Origin of the sequence: Collinsella aerofaciens, assembly GCF_039758815.1 — a bacterium.
Lineage (GTDB): Bacteria > Actinomycetota > Coriobacteriia > Coriobacteriales > Coriobacteriaceae > Collinsella > Collinsella aerofaciens_BP.
The window spans coordinates 1-19,314 of record NZ_JBDMSK010000031.1; the positions used below are offsets into that span (position 1 = coordinate 1).

14 protein-coding genes and 1 pseudogene are annotated in these 19,314 nt (G+C 60.7%); 8 read left to right on the plus strand and 7 right to left on the minus strand.

Annotated elements, in window-relative coordinates:
* Window positions 1-558: 558 nt before the first annotated feature.
* From ABHT90_RS09320 to ABHT90_RS09350, 7 genes are all read left to right on the plus strand, one after another.
* Entirely contained in the window at window positions 559-1,437 is an 879-nt protein-coding gene (locus tag ABHT90_RS09320; protein WP_346982312.1) for a patatin-like phospholipase family protein, read from the plus strand.
* 157 nt (window positions 1,438-1,594) lie between these two features.
* Complete coding sequence (gene rplM / locus ABHT90_RS09325) at window positions 1,595-2,038, plus strand: 50S ribosomal protein L13 (protein ID WP_022094635.1); 444 nt, start codon at window positions 1,595-1,597, stop codon at window positions 2,036-2,038.
* Window positions 2,039-2,040: 2 nt separating this feature from the next.
* Window positions 2,041-2,436 carry a 30S ribosomal protein S9 gene (rpsI, locus tag ABHT90_RS09330; protein ID WP_022094634.1) on the plus strand — a complete coding sequence of 132 codons (396 nt, stop codon included), beginning with the start codon at window positions 2,041-2,043 and terminating at the stop codon, window positions 2,434-2,436.
* A 123-nt stretch (window positions 2,437-2,559) separates the two neighbouring features.
* Window positions 2,560-3,897, plus strand: a complete 1,338-nt coding sequence (gene glmM / locus ABHT90_RS09335; RefSeq protein ID WP_346982313.1) for a phosphoglucosamine mutase — start codon at window positions 2,560-2,562, stop codon at window positions 3,895-3,897.
* A gap of 101 nt (window positions 3,898-3,998) precedes the next feature.
* A complete protein-coding gene (locus ABHT90_RS09340) occupies window positions 3,999-4,466 on the plus strand; it encodes a PTS sugar transporter subunit IIA (protein WP_346982314.1) in 468 nt (155 codons plus the stop codon).
* Window positions 4,467-4,737: 271 nt separating this feature from the next.
* Window positions 4,738-5,466, plus strand: a complete 729-nt coding sequence (nagB, locus tag ABHT90_RS09345; protein ID WP_195233705.1) for a glucosamine-6-phosphate deaminase — start codon at window positions 4,738-4,740, stop codon at window positions 5,464-5,466.
* A 448-nt stretch (window positions 5,467-5,914) separates the two neighbouring features.
* On the plus strand, window positions 5,915-8,914 hold the full coding sequence (locus ABHT90_RS09350) for an AfsR/SARP family transcriptional regulator (RefSeq protein ID WP_346982315.1): 3,000 nt from the start codon (window positions 5,915-5,917) through the stop codon (window positions 8,912-8,914).
* Between the two features lie 69 nt (window positions 8,915-8,983).
* Here the strand turns inward: ABHT90_RS09350 and ABHT90_RS09355 are convergent, their stop codons facing one another.
* From ABHT90_RS09355 to ABHT90_RS09380, 6 genes are all read right to left on the minus strand, one after another.
* A complete protein-coding gene (locus tag ABHT90_RS09355) occupies window positions 8,984-9,283 on the minus strand; it encodes a YhbY family RNA-binding protein (RefSeq protein ID WP_006234690.1) in 300 nt (99 codons plus the stop codon).
* A gap of 158 nt (window positions 9,284-9,441) precedes the next feature.
* Entirely contained in the window at window positions 9,442-10,329 is an 888-nt protein-coding gene (locus tag ABHT90_RS09360) for a methyltransferase domain-containing protein (protein WP_346982316.1), read from the minus strand.
* A gap of 316 nt (window positions 10,330-10,645) precedes the next feature.
* Window positions 10,646-12,010, minus strand: a complete 1,365-nt coding sequence (locus ABHT90_RS09365; RefSeq protein WP_117843357.1) for a PFL family protein — start codon at window positions 12,008-12,010, stop codon at window positions 10,646-10,648.
* Between the two features lie 108 nt (window positions 12,011-12,118).
* Entirely contained in the window at window positions 12,119-14,677 is a 2,559-nt protein-coding gene (locus ABHT90_RS09370; protein ID WP_346982317.1) for a homocysteine S-methyltransferase family protein, read from the minus strand.
* Between the two features lie 9 nt (window positions 14,678-14,686).
* On the minus strand, window positions 14,687-15,475 hold the full coding sequence (locus ABHT90_RS09375; protein WP_346982318.1) for a hypothetical protein: 789 nt from the start codon (window positions 15,473-15,475) through the stop codon (window positions 14,687-14,689).
* A complete protein-coding gene (locus ABHT90_RS09380; protein ID WP_346982319.1) occupies window positions 15,475-16,347 on the minus strand; it encodes a methylenetetrahydrofolate reductase in 873 nt (290 codons plus the stop codon). Before ABHT90_RS09380 ends, ABHT90_RS09375 begins: the two co-directional genes overlap by 1 nt.
* A 426-nt stretch (window positions 16,348-16,773) precedes the next feature.
* Between ABHT90_RS09380 and ABHT90_RS09385 the strand changes: the two genes are divergently transcribed.
* Window positions 16,774-18,861: a glutamine synthetase III family protein gene (locus ABHT90_RS09385; protein ID WP_346982320.1), complete on the plus strand. Its 2,088-nt coding sequence runs from the start codon at window positions 16,774-16,776 to the stop codon at window positions 18,859-18,861.
* 217 nt (window positions 18,862-19,078) lie between these two features.
* On the opposite strand, the pseudogene ABHT90_RS09390 reads toward ABHT90_RS09385, so the two are convergent.
* A pseudogene (locus ABHT90_RS09390) lies at window positions 19,079-19,314 on the minus strand (hypothetical protein); the annotation flags it as partial.

Here is a 19,314-nt window from a genome sequence, read left to right on the forward strand (position 1 = left end):
GCGGGCGAGGACGCCGGCAGGCGGCCGAAGCCGGTGCGGATTTGCGAAGCAAATACGCGGATTCTCCGCGCAAAGCCTCGACCACATATAGATACGATGCCGATTGAGCTCCGGCTGCCCATGCCCCACTTCAACGCAAGCCCCGTACCGCGGAGAATCGAACTCTGTGCAGGGCGCGAGCGTTAGGAAAACGCTACGGCAACGCAGGGTGGGACGCGCTTCCCAATGGCGGCCCAGCCGGAAAGCGCGTCCCGGAATCCACACTCAGACTGGGACGTGGTTTCCGGATGGTGTCTCAAACGGAAACCGCATCCCGGAATCTAAGCTCGGAATGGGATACATTTTCCGGATGGTGTCTCAAACGGAAACCGCGACCCGGAATCGAGCCGTAGAGTGGGACATGCTTTCCCAATGGCAGCCCAGGCGGAAAGTTCATCCCGAAATCGCCCCTCAGAACGGGACGCGCTTTCCGCTCCATCTCCTCAACTCCAAAACCTATGCGCCCTCCATTCCAAAACTGGGTAGAAGAAGGCCAAAACGCAACGGCAGGAGGTCAATATGACTGCAGAAGATAAGGCAAAGAACGCCGGCAAGGTCGCGCTCGTTCTGGAGGGTGGCAGCTTCCGCGGACAATTTACCGCCGGCGTGCTCGACGTTCTCATGGAGGCCGGCGTCGAGATTCCGGCGGTATATGGCGTATCGGCCGGCGCCCTCAACGGCGTGAACTACAAGTCGCACCAGATCGGCCGTGCCAACCGCATCAACCTGGCTTTCTGCAACGACAGCCGCTTCATGGGCGCCGCATCGTTTGCGTCCACGGGCTCTATTGTGGGTTACGACTTTATCTTCAACGATGTCCAGGACCGCCTGGATCCCTTTGACAACGAGACGTTCGACGCGAGCCCCATCGAGATGTACGCCGTCGCGACGGACATGCTCTTTGGAACCGCCGCGTACCTGCCGGTCAAAAGCGCCGTACTTGACCTCGACGCCGTGCGCGCATCGACGTCGCTGCCGCTGGTGACGCCGCCGGTCGAGATCGATGGGCACAAATACGTCGATGGCGGCGTGGCCGATTCGGTCCCTATCGAGCACGTGCTGGAGGAGGCGGGCTTCGATCGCGCGGTTGTCATTGTCACGCAGGACCGCTCGTACGAGAAAAAGCCCTACGAGTTTATGCCAGCCGCACGCGCTCGCTATGCCGACTACCCCTACCTGCTCGAGGCTATCGAGACGCGCCACGACCGCTACAACATCCAGCGCATGCATCTGTGGAAGTATGAGCGCGAGGGTCGCGCGCTGGTCGTTGCTCCGCAAAAGCCGGTCGAGGTCGGCCACGTTGAGCACGATCCGGCAAAGCTCCTCGACCTGTATATTCAGGGCCGCCAGGAGGCAAAGCGTCTATTGAGTGATATCGAGGCATTTGTCGAGCGCTAGTGTCGCGACGTCATGACCCATGGACGACATGTGCAGAAACTCTGGTCGGAGCCAAAATACCTGTTGACTCGGGCGGCGAGCGGGGTAATATGGACGGGTTACTTGCAGAGCCCCGTGAATCTCTGTAACAACACGTACTGTACATGGAGGAGTCTAAGTGATTTCGAAATCGACTCACTACGCCAAGCAGGGCGAGGTCCAGCGCAACTGGGTTCTCGTCGACGCCGATGGTGCTGTCCTGGGCCGTCTTGCCACCCAGATCGCAATGATCCTGCGCGGTAAGAACAAGCCCCAGTTCACGCCCAACAGCGACTGCGGCGACTTCGTTGTCGTCATCAACGCCGATAAGGTCCAGCTTACCGGTAACAAGGCCGACACGAAGACCTATTATCGCCACAGCGGCTACAACGGCGGCCTCAAGGCTGAGAGCTTCCGCCAGGCTATGGAGAAGCACCCGGAGAAGGTCATCGAGCGCGCCGTTCGCGGTATGCTGCCCAAGACCACCCTCGGCCGTGCCCAGATGACCAAGCTTAAGGTCTACGCTGGTGCCGAGCATCCGCATGCTGCCCAGAACCCCACGAAGATTGAGCTGGAGGCTTAAAGATGGCTGAGAACACCGTTGTCTACCAGGGTACCGGCCGTCGTAAGAACGCCGTCGCCCGCGTCCGTCTCGTCCCCGGCACCGGCAAGGTGACCATCAACAAGCGTGACGCCGAGCAGTATTTCGGCCGTCATCAGCTCGTTGAGAACGCCCTTGCTCCCTTCAAGGTGACCGACACCGCCGGTCAGTTCGACGTTATCGCTCTGTGCGATGGCGGCGGCATCTCCGGCCAGTCCGGCGCTCTGCGCCTGGGCATCGCTCGCGCTCTTCTGAACGCTGGCGACTACCGTGCTGACCTCAAGAAGGCCGGTTTCCTTACGCGCGATGCTCGCGTGGTCGAGCGCAAGAAGTACGGCCTCAAGAAGGCCCGCCGCGCTCCCCAGTTCTCCAAGCGCTAAGGTTTTATCTCCTTTCGAGATACAATGTACAAGCGGGGCCTGCCGATTCCTCGGCGGGTCCCGCTTTTCTTTTTCGACTAGGGTGGGCGGTTGCATATCGCCTGCTAGGGAAGGAGCAATCCTATGCCCCAGAACATCTTCGGTACCGACGGCGTCCGTGGCGTCGCCAACGCCGATCTTTCGTGCGACCTCGCGTTTCGTCTGGGCCGCGCGGCGACCAAGTTCCTTGGTCCGGATATCTGCATCGGCCGCGACACGCGTCTTTCGGGCACCATGCTCGAGAGCGCTCTGACCGCCGGCATTATGGCCGAGGGCGGCCGCCCGCATTGCTGCGGCGTTATCCCCACGCCTGCCGTGGCACTGCTCACCGTTCAGAACGAGCTCGACGGCGGCATCGTCATCTCCGCTTCGCACAATCCGCCGGAGTTCAACGGCATCAAGTTCTTTAGCCGCAAGGGCATGAAGCTTCCCGATGCTGTCGAGGAAGAGATCAGCGCCTGGGTCATGTCCGAGGAAGCCATGGCTGCCGATACGCTGCCGACCGGTGCCGGCGTGGGCCACATCATCAAGATGAAGGACGCCCGCAAGGCATACGTCGACCACGCCATCGATACGCTTGATGGCCTGAGGCTCGATGGCCTGGTCGTTGCCGTCGACTGCGGTCACGGTGCTTCCTGCCAGACCACGCCCGCCGCGCTGCAGCGCCTGGGTGCCACGGTCCATGCCATCAACACCGATTACTGCGGCACCGACATCAATGTCGAGTGCGGCTCTACGCACCTCGAGCCCCTGCGCGAGCTCGTGCTGCGCACCCATGCTGATATCGGTCTGGCCCACGACGGCGACGCCGACCGCGTACTGTTCGTGGACAGCGAGGGCAATGAGATCGACGGTGACTACATCCTGGCTATCTGCGGTTCTGACCTTGCCGCTCGCGGCAAGCTCGCCAACTCCGAGATCGTCTCGACCGTCATGTGCAACCTGGGCTTCTCCATCGCTATGAAGGAACAGGGCTTCGAGATGGTTCAGACCGCCGTGGGCGACCGCTACGTTCTGGAGCGCATGCTCGCGGATGGCGCCGTCATCGGCGGTGAACAGTCCGGCCACATCATCTTCCTGGAGCACAACACCACCGGTGACGGCCTGGTGACGGCTCTGCAGCTGCTGGCCGTGCTCAAGCGCACCGGTCGTACCCTCACCGACCTTGCCGGCATCATGAAGAAGTACCCGCAGGTACTCGTCAACGTGCATTTCGACAACAAGGCTGGTCTGGACAATTGCCAGCCTATCTGGGATGCCGTCGCTGCTGCCGAGAAGGAGCTTGACGGTCGCGGCCGCATTCTGGTGCGCCCGAGCGGTACCGAGCCGCTGGTCCGCGTGATGGCCGAGGCCGAGACGCACGAGCTGACCCAGCGCGTTGTCGACGACATCGTCGAGGTTGTCAAGCGCGAACTTCCCTAATGGTCAAAAACCGGTGCCAAGTGGTAAACTGTTAAGGTTATTTTGATTGATTGGTATGTCCGAGGGGGAGCATGTTCACTAAAGTCCTAAGGTCTTTTGGTATGCGTGGTCGAGTCCTTACGCTGGATGCTCCCATCTCGGGCGACGTCATTCCGCTTTCCGAGGTAAACGACCAGACGTTTGCCACCGGCCTTTTGGGCCAGGGCGTGGCGATCCGGCCCACCGGAACGCGTGTGATTGCACCGGCTGACGCCAAGGTCGAGGCCATTTTTCCCACGGGACACGCTGTTGCGCTTAACACGGCCGATGGTCTGGACGTGCTCATCCACGTTGGTTTGGACACTGTTCAGCTCGAGGGCAAGCACTTTACCGTACATGCGCAAGTGGGTGACATCGTCCATAAGGGCGATGTACTCATTGAGTTCGATCGCGAGGCAATTGCTGCCGAGGGCTACGATGTGACGGTTCCCATCTTGGTGTGCAACTCCGTTGAGTTCTCGAGCATCAAAGGCTCCGTTGGTGTGCATGTCGAAGAGATGGACCAGCTCATCGTTGCTCGCGAGCGCTAGCAAGTGCACGTGGCCATTAGCCTACAATTCAAACACGTTTACGGAGGGCGCCCTTGAAAGAGGACGCCCTCCGTGGCAAGATGGGAAACGTCCGAGGCTAAACAGCTTCGGGTCACCGTGGACGGGCAGGGGCCTCGACGCGGCTAGACACGAGACACATACATTACGCGACCTCGCCCTGGTGGCCGCACACGTTGGTTGCGGCCGACGCGGGCCGCGGGCAAGTGCTTGTAAGGGAGCCTTGCCTCTCTTGTACGAGAAAGGACGCGTAATGAAGATCATTAAAGCTAAAGACTACGAGGATATGAGCCGCAAGGCCGCCAATATTATCTCGGCGCAGGTTATCCTCAAGCCCGACTGCGTGCTGGGCCTTGCCACCGGCTCCACCCCGATCGGTGCCTACAAGCAGCTCGCTGCTTGGTACAAGAAGGGCGACGTCGACTTTGCCGAGGTCAGCACCTACAACCTGGATGAGTATCGCGGCCTTTCGCATGACGATCCCCAGAGCTATCACTACTTCATGCGTGAGAACTTCTTCGATCACATCAACATTGACCTGAACAACACGCATGTGCCCGACGGTTCCAACCCCGATGCCGCCGCTGCCTGCTCTGAGTACGACAAGATCGTCGCCGCCGCCGGTTACCCGGATCTGCAGCTGCTCGGTATTGGCAACAACGGCCACATCGGCTTCAACGAGCCCGATGACCACTTCTCCAAGGGTACGCACTGCGTCGACCTCACCGAGAGCACCATTCAGGCCAACAGCCGCCTGTTCGACAGCATCGACGATGTTCCCCGTCAGGCCTACACCATGGGTACCCAGACCATCATGTATGCCCGCATGATCCTGGTCGTCGCCAATGGCGAGGCCAAGGCTCAGGCCGTGCATGACATGTGCTATGGTCCGGTTACGCCCGAGTGCCCGGCTTCGATTCTGCAGCTGCACACCAACTGCGTTGTCGTTGCCGACGAGGCCGCCCTTTCGCTCTGCGAGTAGCGCGAATCCTGCAGCTCGACATAGCCTTGCCTAAGGCCTCCGCTTTGCGGGGGCCTTTTTGCTATCCTTTTCCGCCCACTTGACCAAAATCTTGCCGCAAGCTTGACGAATGCCGGATGTCCAACAGCTTGATTCATTCTATACCAGATTCTATGCAAAAATGCCACTAGAAGGTCGTAGACGGTAGCGGGTGCTAGGCGAGTTGAATGACATGGCTGAACCTTGTTCATCTGCGTTACACTGCCGCTTAGATGGGACAAGCTGACAAGCTCATTTACCTGCTTAAAGACCGATTAGTCGGGGGATTAATAACAATCGGCCCTCGCTGTACAAAAACTTGCCGCTTGCGTACCAAAAGACAACCTAAAACACAAGGTCGCTCTATTCATAGCGCGGCTTGTATGGTCTTGCGGCTACAGTGTCCATACGGTCGAGTTGAGGAGCGGGCATGGTAAACGATTTGAGCAGTATGGACGACCTCGAGCTGATGCCGCTGGGCGGAGGCTATATGGTGCGACGCGAACGCTTGATGAATGAGCTTATCGCCAAGGGCCGAAAGGCCGGCATCGTAGTCCTCTACGCGCCTGATGGGTTTGGGAAGACCTCGGTGCTGCTGCAGTACACCCATGAGGTTAAATGCGACCCGACGCGAGGCCCCGTGCGGATTATCGAGGCCGATCGCGCCATTGGGCGCGAGGTGTTTATGCAGCTCGAGGTGGTTACCGAAGAACTCAAAGACAAACCGCATTCCCTTATCGCGATTGATAATGTGCCAAACCTCGATCAGCACGATACCGAAGACCTCATCGACAGGATTCGCGGCCTGCGCGCTATGGGGGTAGGGGTCTTTATCTCCTGTCGTCCTTCAAATCGTCAGCTGATTCATGGGCTGGGCGATTCGGTTAAGATCAATGCGCAGATGCTTAAGGTGCATGCCTATGAGTATTCGGCGTGGGCATCGGCGTTTTCGATCAGCACATCGCTTGACTTTTATCAGCTCACGCAGGGCGTGCCCGAGCTCGTTTCGGCATTGCAGACGGGTCTGTATGGCCAAGGTGACGTAGCCGGTCTGCTCGAAAACGAGATTGTCAACGTATATGGCGCGGCACTTGCCGATCTGGCTTCGCTCGACAATAATGCGCTGTTTTGCGTGGCATGTCTCATGGTTTTGATGGGCGAGGGCAATATCGCAGAACTCGAGGCCTGTGGGGTGAGGCTGTCGATGGTCGACCAGTCCTATTTTGTGCGCGACTACCCGATCTTTGGCTTGGATCCCGCCGAGCGGAGTTTTACGTGTCTGGGCACGGAGGATAACGGACGCTTGCGCTTGCGTAAGTTGGTGGCCGAGGTCCGCCCCGAACTTGTTCCGAGGGCGGCCCGGATTTTGCTTAAGGCGGGCCGATGCGATGCGGCGATGGGCCTGGCGGACGCCTTTTTGGACCGTGAAGCGGTCCTTGAACTTGCTGGGCAGTATGGGGTCGATCTGGCTCTGACGGGGCACGGGGCCGATATCTGCCGAGCGGCGCTGGGCACGATCGATGCCGACGATCCGGCTCCAGAGCCAACGCCCGCCGAGGCGCTCGGCGTATATCTGGCAGCGGTCAGCGTGTCCAATACAAAGCTCGCTCGCTATATGGCATCGGTTATCGAGCGCGGGGGCGAACGGGCGGCCTGCGAAATAGACCCTGTCTCATGGAGGGTGGCCCAGACACTGACAGCTGTTTGCTATGGGGACAACGGGCTTGGGCTCCCTACGAACCTGGCCGTGCCAGAAATCGAGACATCCCATACCGCACTCGATATGTTGTCTGCGCATATCGAGATCAAGCGATGCCTGACCGAACGGGGAGATGACGGCGGCGTTCTACAGCAGCTCAAAACGAGCAGGGCCTACGATTGCGAGCTCGACATCGTGGGGATTGTTATACGGGCCGATAGCATGCTGGTGGAGCTCTTTGACGGGTCGTTTGCGGGAACCGACGAGCGCGACGACGAGATGACGGTGGTGCGGGAGGCGCTCGACGTACGTGGGCTTAAGGCGATGGCTATCTGGGTGCGCATGGTGTTGGCGGCACGGCGGCTCCTTTCCGGCTTGCCGGTAACCGACGATGCGGCGTTCAACGAGCTCGATCGTTTTGCCGTGCGCATGCGCGACAACCAGATTCAGCTGTTTGGCCTGTTGCTAGAAGGCTGGCAGTCGCTGGCAGAGGGACGGCCGGTTAATGCAAAGTTCCGTGCGGTCCAAGTGCTCAAACTTGCCGAGGAGTCGATTGCGTACATGCGCGATAACGCATTGCTGCTGGAGCGTGCGGCATATCTGCGTAACACCTCGATGGTTTCGGTTCGCGAGGAAGCGGAGCTACTCGATATAAGCCAGACGCAGGTTGGTGGCGCAGAAGCCTGGATGGTGGCGCTGCATTTGGCCTGTGCGGGCCGAGACAGCGACCTTGCGGCCTGGATGTCCATGAATCGTGCGGGGATTCTAGAGCCATCGTATCGGCTCTTTGCGCGCCTTGCCATGCATTGTCTGGGCGAGCCGGCGGGCAGGATACGCAAGAAGCTTCCCGTGCGCGAGCTGTCGCGGTACTCGCTGCGCGACGATTTGGAAGGGGAGGGCGAGCGTCTGTTCCAGGCTGGCGAGGTTGAAGCCGTTGATACCATCGACCATATCGAGATTCGCATGTTTGGTGCGTTTCGCGCCGAGCGCGACGGGTTTCCCATCACGGACAAAATGTGGCGCCGCAAGAAGGCGGCGACACTTGCCGAGCGGCTTGCGCTGGGCATGGATGCGCTCGTCGATCGTGAGACGCTGGCCATGGAGCTGTGGCCCCATGCCGAGTTCAATAGCGCCCGCAACAACCTGTACTCGACGATATCGCGCTTCCGGTCGGCCTTGGGGCCGACGCCAGACGGCAAGTCGTGCGTGCTCATCCAAAATGAATGCATCGGACTCAACGGCGACTACGTCAAGACCGATGTACGGCTGTTTGACCAGATAAGCCGCGAGGTTTTGGGAAATCGCACGGGTGCGCGCGGGCCCCATTTAGTTGAACTGTGCCTTAAGATTGAGCAGCTTTATGCCGGACCGCTGTATGTTCCCAATGGCTGTAATCCCACCTACTTTTTGCGTATGCGACGCATTATGCAGTCAAAGTACATCGATTGCATGATTAAGGGGGCCAATGCCGCTCTAGAAGAAAACGATCTGCAGTCGGCGATTTGGCTGGCGGAGTCGGGGCTTCGGCAGGAAACGGCGCGCGAGGATATGGTGCGCTGCGCCATGCGCGTCTACAGTGCGGCGGGGCGGCGGCGCGATATCGTCGAGCTATACAGCGGGCATATGCACCATCTGAGGGAGCAGGTCAATGGCGTGCCCGAGCCCGAGACGCGGCGTCTATACGAGCGCTTGGTGGAGGGGCGGCTCAATCGCGTGCTGGTCGAGCGATAAAAAACGGGCGCCCAAAGTACTTGGGCACCCGTAAGCTTGCTATGTGTTGGCTCGCCGGATCATTGGCTCTTAGACGAGCTTGATCTTCTCGATGTCCTTGCGCGAGGACTCGCGATACAGCGAGAACTTGCGGCCGATGACCTGGACGACCTCGGCGTGGCAGCGCTCAGCGAGCTCTTCGGCGGCCTCGCGGGCGGAAAGGCTGGAGCCATCGAGCACGGAGCACTTAACGAGCTCGTGCTTCTCCAGGTAGGCGACCGTCTGCTCGACGGTGCCCTCGTTGACGTCGGACTTGCCGATGATGATGGCGGGGTTGAGGTGATGGGCCATGCTGCGAAGCTGCTTGACCTGTGCTCCTGTCAGTGCCATGGGTTCTCGCTTTCTATGTATGGGGCGCCCCGCGACGGGGCCTTAATCTACGTGAGCTGTCCCACGATAGCGCAGGAACGGCGGTGTGTGGAGCGCGTTCGCCCAGTTCAAAAAGAATGCGGATGCCGAGCGGGTGGGCGGTGCGGGCTGCGAACGGGCTATGAGCTGGGCGCAGAGCCCGGCTCCCATGCAATAAACGCCCAACGAACCTTGCGGACATGATCGAGCATATAGCGCCCCTGCGGCACGCCCTTGGAGCCCGGCTCACCGGCATGGGGGTTCTCAATCATGTGTTGAGCGATGTAGTCGCGCAGGCGGTCAACCTTATCCTCGTTGCCATGCTCGAGCATACGGGAAAAATCTGCTACGCCCGCTTCAAGGTTATCGAAGGTATCGCGACGAGGCGATTCAAAGTACGTAACCTGCGGCAGGGCACCCATCTGAATGAGGATATTAAAAGCATACACAAAGCCATTACTGCAGGTAACCGAGGCACCGATGGCGTTCATCAGGTGCAGGTCATAGCGCGGGCTGGAGTTGGCGACCATCGTGACAGCACAACGCCGACGAGCCGTTCGATCAAGCTTGGCAAGCGCACCTTTTAGGTTGGTCGTGGTGACAGAGCGACTGGCAAAGGCAACATCTACCGCTTTCGCGACCGGTCCAACCAAATCCCAGTCATCATCCCAAGCAAGCTCAAGCGGTGTAATGCGGCCTTCGAGCCCATAGTACTCAATGCCAGCATCAAGCGTGCCCAACATAGCAGGGGAAAAGTCAGCAGCAACCACAGGATGCCCAGCCTGAGCAAGCGGAATAGCAATCGACCCAGCCCCACACCCCATATCCAGCACGGATTCGCCAGGCTTTAACGCCAGCAGCTTCATAAAGTCCTGGGCATACGGAGCGGTTTCAAGCGGCCGAAAATGCCGAGCCCTTTTGTCCCACTCAAAAGAATCACCAGCCCGCCGCCGACCAGCCTGCAAGCGCATCCATTCGCCATTCCAATCCGCAGAAAGCAGCTCAGAACGATTCTCCCCATCAACCACGGGCCAACCTCCTAGCAACAAAAAAGCGACTCCTCCCAAAAGAAGAGCCGCAACCAGCATATATCAGAAAGAACCGATCCAACGCCAAGCCGCCATACCAGCAAAGTGGTGCAGGAGCGAAGCAACTGCAACCGGGATAGAATCCAACCGAGGTCCCGTTATGCGGGAGCCCCGGGGAGGGCAAATATATAAGGTCGATCGCGAGTTCCGCACGAGCCGGAGAGCACTTAATGTGCTCTCCGTGCGAGTCAGGACTGTCCGAGCAGGCGACCTTATATATTTGCCCTCCCCGGGGCTCCTCGCCCGAACCCCTCAGCTAGTTCTTCAGCGAGTTCAGCGGTGCCGGGAAGCGTCCACCGCGGTGGGCAAGCACGGTGCCGGCGTTGGGGTTCACCGGCATGATGGGCGCACGGCCAAACAGGCCGCCGTACTCGACGCAGTCGCCCACGCCCTTGCCGATGGCGGGGATCACGCGGACGGCCGTGGTCTTGTTGTTGATGACGCCGATGGCCATCTCGTCGGCGATGATGCCGGCGATGGTCTCGACCGGGGTGTCGCCGGGGATGGCGATCATGTCCAGGCCAACGGAGCACACGCAGGTCATGGCCTCGAGCTTCTCGAGCGAAAGCGCGCCGGCCTCGACGGCGGCGATCATGCCGGCGTCCTCGGACACGGGGATAAAGGCGCCGGAGAGACCGCCCACGCTGGAGCTGGCCATGACGCCGCCCTTCTTGACGGCATCGTTGAGCATGGCGAGCGCACAGGTCGTGCCCGGGCCACCGCAGGTGCCCACGCCGATAATCTCGAGGATGCGCGCGACGGAGTCGCCGATGGCGGGTGTGGGAGCCAGCGACAGGTCGACAATGCCTTTCTCGACACCCAGACGGCGGGCTGCCTCACGGCTCATGAGCTCGCCGGCACGGGTGATCTTAAAGGCGGTCTGCTTAATCTTCTCGGCGACCTCCATCATCGATGCGGAATCGGGCAGCGTTTCCAGGGCTGCGGCCATAACGCCGGGGCCCGAGACGCCTACGTTGATGACGGCGTCGGCCTCGCCACCGCCGTGGACGGCGCCCGCCATAAACGGGGAGTCCTCGACCATGTTGGCAAAGCAGACAAACTTGGAGGCGCCAACGGAATCCTGGTCGGCCGTGAGTTTAGCGGCATCGATGATGGTCTGGGCGGCCATGAGCACGGCGTCCATGTTGATGCCGGCGCGCAGGCTGGCGACGTTGACGCTGGAGCAGACGCGGCTCGTGGTGGCGAGCGCCTGGGGGATGGACTGGATGACGCGGCGGTCGGCGTCGCCGATGCCCTTCTGGACGAGTGCGGAGAAGCCGCCCAGGTAATCGATGCCGAGCGTCTCGGCCGCGCGGTCGAGGGCATGCGCGATGGGGGTGAGGTCCTCATCCTTGCAGCACGCGGCGATCTGCGCCACCGGGGTGACGGAAACGCGCTTGTTGACGATGGGGATACCGTACTCGCGCTCGAGGTTCTCGGCGGTCTCGACCAGATGCTCAGCCGTGTGCGTCACGTGGTCGTAGATCTTCGTGCACATGCGGTCGAGGTTCTCGTCACCGCAACCCATGAGCGAAACACCCATGGTGATGGTCCTGATGTCGAGGTTCTGTTCCTCAACCATGCCGCGGGTTTCCGCGATTTCTGCGGGCGTGATCGCCATCCTTGCGCTCCTATCTGCCAAAACGAGCATAGTCTTATCTATTCTAACGTGCCGCACGTGCCAAGTGGCGCGTGCGGCACGTTTTGGTGCTCGGTTGTTTCCGTTGTGTTACTGCCCAAAGACCTCTTCGGCGATGCGCGCGCTTTCGGCGGCGTCCTTGGCGTAGTAGTCCGCGCCGATCTGCTTGGCGTATTCGGGGGTGAGCACGGCGCCGCCCACGATGATCTTGACGCCCGGCACCTCGGCATGAAGCAGCTTGATAGTCTCCTCCATGGCGACGACCGTGGTAGTCATAAGCGCCGAGAGGCCGACGAGCTTAATGTCACGCTCCTGCACGGTCTTGAGCACCTCTTGCGGGTCGACGTCGCGGCCTAGGTCAAAGACGGTGTAGCCGTAGTTATCGAGCAGCATTTTGACGATGTTCTTGCCAATGTCGTGGATGTCGCCCTTGACGGTCGCCACGCAGATCTTGCCCTTGTCGGCAATCTCGCCGGCGGGCATCAGGCGCTTGATGGTGTCGAAGCCCACGCGTGCCGCCTCGGCCGAGGCCATAAGCTGCGGCAAGAAGAACTTGCCCTGGTCAAAGAGGACGCCCACCTCGTCGAGGGCGGGGATAAAGTGGTTGTTGATAAGATCCATAGCGTCGTGGTCGGCCAGCAGGCGCTCAGTCTCGGTCGCGATCTCGCCCTTACGGCCCGAGACGACCATGCGACGAATTGGGTCGTCGTTGCCGTCGGTGCCGGCGGTGCCAGCAGCGGACACGGTGTCGGTCGATGCGGCCTGAGCTGCTGCCGGGTTTGCGGCGATCTTGTACGGATCGGTCCAGCCGGCGTAGCGCTCGATGTATCCGGTCGAGCCCTCGTCCTCAACGCTCAGGACGCGATAGCTGTAGACGGTATCCATAAAGCGCTTGGAGCCCGGGTTCATGATGGGGGCGTCCAGGCCCGCGCCGAAGGCGGCGGCCAAAAAGACCGAACCCAGCAGCGGGCGGGCAGGCAGGCCAAAGCTGATGTTCGACACGCCGAGCGCGCATTTGACGCCCAGACGCTCCTTGCACAGGGACATGGCGCGTAGGATCTGCTCAGCCTGGCGTTGATTAGTCGAGGCGGTCATGACCAGACAGTCGATGAGGATGCGGTCCGGGCCGATGCCGTAGCGGGCGGCCTCGGCCACGATGCGCTCGGCGATGGCGAAGCGGGCCTCGGCGGTATCGGGGATGCCGCCTTCGTCGAGCGTAAGGCCGACAACGTTGGTGCCGTAGTGGGCGACCAGCGGAAAGATCTCATCCATGATCTGCTGCTTGCCATTGACCGAGTTGATGATGGGCTTGCCGGCGTAGCGGCGCACGGCGGCCTCGACGGCTGCGGGGTCGGTGGAGTCGATCTGCAGCGGCAGCAGCGTGGAGCCCTGGAGCTGTTCGGTCGCCTGTTGGATGATCTTGACCTCGTCGATCTCGGGCAGGCCCACGTTGACGTCCAGAATGTCGGCGCCCTGTTCCTGCTGGCTGATGCCCTGGCTCACAACGTAGTCCAGGTCGCCGTCGCGCAGGGCCTGCTGCAGGCGCTTTTTGCCGGTGGGGTTGATGCGCTCGCCGATGACGGCGATCTTGTGGCCGTCGCAGGGAAGGTCCACGACCGTTTGGGCGCTCGTGACCGACATGCTGGGCTTGCGGCGGCGCGGGCTGGGCGTGTGGTTGTCGATAAGCGTGCGCAGGGCCGCCATGTGCGCCGGCGTGGTGCCGCAGCAGCCGCCCACGACGCTCACGCCGTCGGCGATCATGCCGGCGACGGCCTCGGCGTATTCGGGGGCTTGGATATCAAAGACGGTGTTGCCGTCGTCGTCCACATGGGGGAGTCCCGCGTTGGCCTGCACCATAATGGGCTTATCGGTAACGGTGAGCATACGTGCGGCGAGTCCTCGTAGCTCGGCCGGTCCCTGGCTGCAGTTGATGCCCAAAACGTCGGCGCCGATGGCATCGAGCGTGATGGCGGCCACCTCGGGACTCGTGCCCAGGAAGGTGCGACCGTCTTCCTCGAAGGTCATGGTGGCAAAGACGGGCAGGTCGGAGTTTTCGCGACAGGCGAGGACGGCCGCCTTGATCTCGGCCAGGTCGGTCATAGTCTCGATAATAAAGAGGTCCACACCCGCGGCGACGCCAGCGCGCACTTCCTCGGCAAAGAGGTCGTAGGCCTCGTCGAAGCTCAGGGTACCCAGGGGGCGAAGCAGCGCGCCGATGGGGCCGATATCGCCGGCGACGTAGCGGGCGCCGGCCTCGCGGGCACAGGCGACGGCCGCGGCAAAGACGTCTGCCACGGTGGCGGCACCGTCGAGCTTGTGGGCGTTGGCGCCAAAGGTGTTGGCGGTGATCACGTCGCAGCCGGCCTCGACATATTGACGTTGGATATCAGTGATAACCTGGGGCTCCTCAAAGTTGAGCAGCTCGGGCAGGGCGCCCGCCTTCATGCCAGCGGCCTGCAGCATGGTGCCCATGCCGCCGTCGAACAGCAAGTGCCCCGTGCCCTCGATGGCGGCGCGCAGGCGATCGTCCTTAATGCGCAGATCGTCGATCGTGCGCGTCTTGTACGTGGCACCGTTGCGACGTGCGGCATCAACGGGTGCCGCCAATGCAGTGCCGTCAGAATCATGAGTGATAAGCGGAGTAAACATCGAGGGCTCCTAATGGCTGGAATAGCAGGTGGTGCGGGCGGCGCGGAAGCGGCAGTTCTTGCGCATGCGGCAGATATTGCAGGTGGGGCGGGTCTGGGCGTCGTGGACTTCGCCGTCGAACAGGCCGATCACCGCGGTCACGCTTTTGGTGGGCATGAGCAGGCTGGTGGGCGTGACGGTCAGGCCGATGAGCCGCGTGGCGTTGAGCGCATCCACGATCGAGCGCTGGGCCGAGAGCGGGCAGTCGCCATAGCCGGGACTAAAGCGCCAGTTGCCGGCGAGTCCGTGTGCGGCGGCGTCCGTCTTGACATGTTGGTCCATTTGCTCAACGGCGGCTTCCACGTAAGCGGAGCACGCGGCGTCGAGCACGGCTCCCTCGAGGGGCTGCTGGGCTCCCGTGGTGCGCAGACGACGCTCGGCGTCCATGCCGAGGGTGCAAGCCATGAGTGCGGCAAAGCGAGCGTCTTTGAGATGTCGATAGATATCGCGACCTCGCAGCTCAACGTTGGTGCCGACCAAGCGAATGCAAGGCTCACTTTGTTCGTCCACGCCCGTGGCATCGACGGCAAACACGCGGCGCACGCCACGGGGCTCAATGTCAAGTTCCAGACGCTCGACCACAAGCTCAATACGTCGTGACAGTTCGGGCTCGATCTGCTGGCCGCCGTAACCCAGATACCGCAGCATCTCGGCACGGTCGACACGGGGATGGTGCGCAGCATCGACACGGTAAAGCGCCGGCGACGCAAGGTCGGCCGGCACTTCGACAGCGGTTGTATCGATGTGCGGTTTTTCCATTACCCCAGGCGCTCCATAATGGTCGCGGCGATCGCAGGACGGTTCATAGTGTACAGGTGCAGGCCGTCGGCGCCGTGCTCCTTGAGGTCGCAAAGCTGGCGGGCGGCATAATCTACACCGGCTGCCTGCAGGCTCTCGGGGTCGTTCTCGTACTTGGCGAGAATCTTGATGACGGGGGAGGGCAGCGACGCGCCGCACATAAAGACCATGCGGCTGATCTGCGACTTGCCCATAAACGGCATGATGCCCGCGGTAATGGGCACGGTGATACCGGCCTTGTCGGCAAGCTCGCGAAAACGGTAGAAGCACTCGTTATCAAAGAAGAGCTGTGTCACAAAGAAGCTCGCGCTGGCGTCCTGTTTTTGCTTGAGGTGTTCGACCGAGAGGTTGAGATCCTCACAGGCAATGTGGCCCTCGGGGTAGGCTGCGGCGCCCACGCAAAAGCCGGCGTCGACGAGCTCGGGGATGAGGTCGCGGGCGTAGGCGTAGTCGGAGGCGGGCTTGTCGTCCTCGGTTGCGCCGGCAGGGAGATCGCCACGCAGGGCCAGGATGTTTTCCACGCCGGCGGTGCGATACTCGTCGATCTTGGCGGCGATATCGGCGTGCGAGCGGCCCACGCAGGTAAGGTGTGCCACCGAGGGTGTATCGAATTCGCTCGTAATCATATGCGCGATGGGGGCGGTGGCGGCACCGTTGCCCGAGCCGCCGGCCGAGCAGGTGACCGAGACAAAGCTCGGCGAAAGCTTGCACAGATTGCCTGCCACTTCGCGAGCCGTGTCGAGGGTCAGCTCGCCCTTGGGCGGGAACATCTCAAACGAAACGGGTGCGGTGCCCTGGGATGCTGCCTGCTTAAAAACCTCATCGACGCGCATATCGTGCTCCTCTAGATACGTAATAGTGTGATGTGTTGTAAGGATTCTACAGCACCACTGTGTCACGGTGGAGTTTCACTCGTTATTCGGGGATACCAATCAAAGATGCCTTGCTATCGGCATTTCCTATAACAGAGCGGCTAATCTAGGCACGGACTATAAAGACTGGTATCTGATGCAAAATACCAGTTAATAGAGCTCCATCCCAAATTGACTACCCTTAAACCATGGGGAGAGGTCTGCTATTTATACAGTTGATTGGCTGTTGAGGGTGGCAACGCCGCCTCGATAGGGTAACCTCATTGATTGGTTTCGCGACAGCAACATAACGGTAATGTCGCGGAAACACGGCGAGTCTAAGCTATGACTCGTTCGTTAGTAATCAACACCGCTTCTCACGCGGTGCCGATACGAAGGGAGTTCCGTATGGCCGATCTTACTGACCGCTTCGGGACCATGGTGTTCTCTGAGGAAGTCATGAAGGACTACCTCCCCAAGGACATTTGGAAGCGCCTTGCTGCAACCCTCGAGGGCGGTGAGCCGCTCGACCTGGATGTGGCCAACGCCGTTGCCCATGCCATGAAGGTCTGGGCCATCTCCAAGGGCGCGACGCACTACGCGCACTGGTTCCAGCCGCTTTCGGGCATTACTTCCGAGAAGCACGACAGCTTCCTGGAGCCCAACCACGACGGCACCGCCATTACCAAGTTTACGGGCAAGAACCTCATCCAGGGCGAGCCCGATGCCTCGAGCTTCCCCAACGGCGGCCTGCGCGCCACCTTCGAGGCCCGTGGCTACACCGCTTGGGATCCCACTAGCCCCGCCTTTATCAAGGACGACGTCCTGTGCATCCCCACGGCTTTCTGCTCCTACACGGGCGAGGCCCTGGACAAGAAGACCCCGCTGCTGCGCTCCATGACCGCGCTCTCGCGTGAGTCTAAGCGCGTTTTGGCGCTGTTTGGCAAGACCCCCAAGAAGGTCGTTCCTTCCGTGGGCGACGAGCAGGAGTACTTCCTGATCAAGAAGGACGCCTACCGCAAGCGCAAGGACCTGGTCATTACCGGCCGCACCCTCTTTGGTGCTGCTCCATGCAAGGGCCAGGAGCTCGAGGAGCACTACTTTGGCGCTATCCGCCCCACCGTCTCGGCCTATATGAAGGACCTGGACGATGAACTGTGGGCGCTTGGCATTCCCGCCAAGACCAAGCACAACGAGGTCGCACCCTGCCAGCATGAGCTCGCCCCCGTCTACGGCGAGGTCAACGAGGCCATCGACCAGAACCTGGTCATGATGGAGAAGATGAAGCTCATCGCCTCCCGCCACGACTTGGTCTGCCTGCTGCACGAGAAGCCCTTCGAGGGCATCAACGGTTCGGGCAAGCACAACAACTGGTCGCTCGGCACCGAGTCCGAGAATCTGCTCGATCCAGGTGACACCCCGCTCGACAACCTGCAGTTCATCGTCTTCCTCACCGCGGTGATCGAGGCCGTCGATAACTATCAGGAGCTCCTGCGTGCCTCCGTTGCCTCGGCCGGCAACGACCATCGTCTGGGCGCCAACGAGGCCCCTCCGGCGATTATGTCCATCTTCCTGGGCGACCAGCTTACCGAGGTCGTCGAGAAGATCATCGATGGCAAGGCTTCCGTCCATGCCACGCGCGGCGTGCTCGACCTGGGCGCCGATACCCTGCCCAAGCTGATGCAGGACAACACCGACCGCAATCGCACCTCCCCGTTCGCCTTCACCGGCAACAAGTTCGAGTTCCGTGCCTGCGGCTCCGAGCAGAACGTCTCCGACTCCAACCTGGTGCTCGATGCCGCCGTGGCCAAGTCGCTCAAGTCCTTCGCCGACGCGCTTGAGGGTACGCCCGAGGATGAGTTCCAGGACGCCGCGCTCGAGTACTGCAAGAAGGTCCTGACCGACCACCAGCGCATCCTGTTCTCCGGTGACGGCTACTCCGATGAGTGGCCCGTCGAGGCCAAGAAGCGCGGCCTTGCCAACAACAAGACCACGGCCGACGCCCTGCCCGCCTTTGTTTCCGATAAGGCCATCGCGCTCTTTGAGGAGACGGGTGTCCTGACCAAGGCCGAGGCCCAGTGCCGCTACGACTGCAAGCTCGAGAAGTACAACAAGCTCATGAACATCGAGGCCACCACGATGGTTCGCGAGGCGCGTCGTACCTATCGCCCGGTCATTACCGCCTATGCCACCAAGGTCGCTAAGGGCCTTGAGACTATTCGTGCTGCCGGTGCTGAGGCCGCCATGCAGTGCGAGCAGAACACGCTCAACAAGCTCTGCAACGGCATCACCACCATCAACGACTCCATCAAGGCGCTTGACGCCGTGCATCAGAAGGCTGAGGCCCTCGATGGCCAGGAGCAGGCCAACGTGTACGCGCACGAGGTCGTTCCCGCTATGGATGCGCTGCGTGCCGCCGTGGACGCCATGGAGGAGATCGTGGCAGCCGACTACTGGCCGGTCCCGACCTACGACGACATCCTGTTCTACGTGTAGGGCGTAACTGACATATCGTCACGGTATTGAGCCGGGGTCCGCATCATGTGGGCCCCGGCTTTTGATTGCGAAGGACGCTTTGAAGCCCGTTTTGCCGCCGATTTGCCTAGGTATAAAGGGCTATGGGCAAAAAACGTCAAATATGAGTACTGTCACAAGTCCTGTAACATTATTTATCTGCAAAATATGTAGTGTTACGCAACATATGTCCAAGTACTTAGCCGATAAACGTCTGCAATTTTTCCGCCGTAGGACGCCTGACGGCTAAATCGCCTTCTGAAGGCATGAAATTTCTGTTACTAAAATGGTAACAGTACTCATATTTGCTATTTTTTGCCCACAGGCCTTGCGATGATGTCGGGATTCGTACCCTGTCGGGGTCGCGCGCGCAGACGTGGTGTAAGAGTGTCCTGAGGTCCGTCGCTGCAAGTCCCGATGTTACTCCTTCTTGAG